The organism is Rhodococcus sp. A14 (assembly GCF_011603105.1).
Classification (GTDB): domain Bacteria; phylum Actinomycetota; class Actinomycetes; order Mycobacteriales; family Mycobacteriaceae; genus Rhodococcus_F; species Rhodococcus_F opacus.
This window is the reverse complement of the sequence record NZ_JAAOQS010000249.1, coordinates 1-1800: the sequence shown is the minus strand read 5'-3', so window position 1 is coordinate 1800 and position 1800 is coordinate 1. Positions and strand designations below refer to the sequence as shown.

Below are 1800 nucleotides of genomic sequence, written 5' to 3'. Positions count from 1 at the left end.
CCCGGTACGTCCTCGACCGCGTTCTGCCCTCACCGGGCGACGGCCCCAGCGAAGAGGCGCAGCGCAAGGGCCACTTCACCATCGACGTGTACACGACCACCACCACGGGCGCGCGCTACACGTCGCGAGTGAAGGCGAAGGGCGATCCCGGATACAGCGCCACCGCGGTGATGCTCGGCGAATCCGCGCTGAGCCTCGTCCTCGGCGGCGACGCACTGCCGGATTCGGCCGGCGTCCTCACCCCCGCCACGGCACTCGGCGACGTCCTGGTGACACGGCTGCGCGACGTGGGCTTCGAGATCTCTGCGCGAAAACTGTGAGCGGTTGGGCGCGTGTGAAGATGACACGCGCCCACCCCTCCAGCTAGTGTCGAACCTTGTGCGCGGACGGCCGCGCATGCGACGAGAGATGTGGGAGTCCGAGTGAACGGCACGAGCGCGCAGGCAGGCCCCGCGGCCTCGCTCGCCCTCATGCCCTTCTGGCCCTCCCGCCGAGGCCATGCCTTCGACCAGGGATGTTGCTGACCAGCCTGCTCGCTGGTCTTTGCTGCCCTGACGGTTCGCTCTCTCGGTCGGAGTCTCGATGTTCAAGCTCTTGATTTTCACGCTGGTCGGCGTGGGTGCCCAGTTGGTCGACGGCGCTCTCGGCATGGCCTTCGGCGTGACTGCGACCACCCTGCTCGTGTTCAGCGGCGTCGGACCGGCACACGCCAGCGCAGCAGTGCATTTCGCCGAGGTCGGTACGACGCTCGCCTCCGGTGCGTCGCACTGGCGGTTCCGCAACATCGACTGGGCTCTCGTACTGCGCCTGGGTGTCCCCGGCGCCATCGGTGCGTTCCTCGGTGCGACGGTGCTGTCCCAGTTGTCGACGGCCGCCGCCGTCCCCGTGACGTCGACGATCCTGCTGGCGATCGGTGTGTACGTCCTGCTCCGCTTCTCCATCCGCCCTCCCGCCGTCAACGACGCCCGGACGTCGCCGCACACGGCGAAGTTCCTGTCACCGCTCGGACTGTTCGGTGGATTCATCGACGCGAGCGGCGGCGGCGGCTGGGGGCCGATCACCACCAGCACGCTGCTCTCGCGCGGCAAGACCGCACCGCGCACCGTCATCGGTTCGGTCAGCGCGTCGGAGTTCCTGGTGTCCGCCGCGGCCAGCATCGGGTTCATCTTCGGTCTCGGCAGCGACTTCTTCGACAACATCCCCATCATCGCGGGGCTGGCTCTCGGCGGCATTATCGCCGCACCGCTCGCCGCCTGGCTCGTCAGCCGGGTGCCCGCGACCCTTCTGGGAACCGGCGTCGGCGGCATCATCATCATCACCAACGCGCAGAAGCTGTTCAAGACGTTCGACGTCACCGGCGTCGCCGCCACCCTCGGGTACCTCGCTCTCGTTGCGGTGTGGGCCGGACTGCTGGTCGTCGCCTGGCGTCGTTCCCGTCTCAGCGCGGCAGAGGCCGCTGGCGATCTGCACCGGATCGACGCCGAGAACGACACGCCCGTCGAGTCGGAAGCCCCGTCCCTCGAGCCGTCCACCGGCGAGAAGGCCTGACCTCACCTCCCGCCCTCACCTCGGGGCGAACCTCCGCAGGACATCCGGCCACGCCGCTTACCAGCGGGTAACATTGGGTGCGGTTCATGGCACCCGTCCGGTGCTCCAAGTGCGGAACAGTGAGGCATTTCATGACTGAGCGTGTTGAGGTCGGCGGTCTGCAGGTCGCGAAGGTGCTCTACGACTTCGTGAACGAGGAGGCGCTGCCGGGGACCGGGGTGGACGTCGACGGGTTCTGGTCGGGTGCGGCGA

General features: G+C 68.4%; 1 protein-coding gene and 1 pseudogene. Both read left to right on the top strand.

All coding sequences use genetic code 11. The annotated features are described in order from the left end of the window. Positions 1–320 (top strand): annotated as a pseudogene (locus tag G9373_RS45130) (enoyl-ACP reductase); the annotation flags it as partial. Between the two features lie 262 nt (positions 321–582). After that, positions 583–1548 (top strand): sulfite exporter TauE/SafE family protein, encoded by a 966-nt coding sequence (locus G9373_RS45125; RefSeq protein ID WP_005243104.1) that lies wholly within the window; start codon positions 583–585, stop codon positions 1546–1548. The last annotated feature ends 252 nt before the right edge of the window (positions 1549–1800 follow it).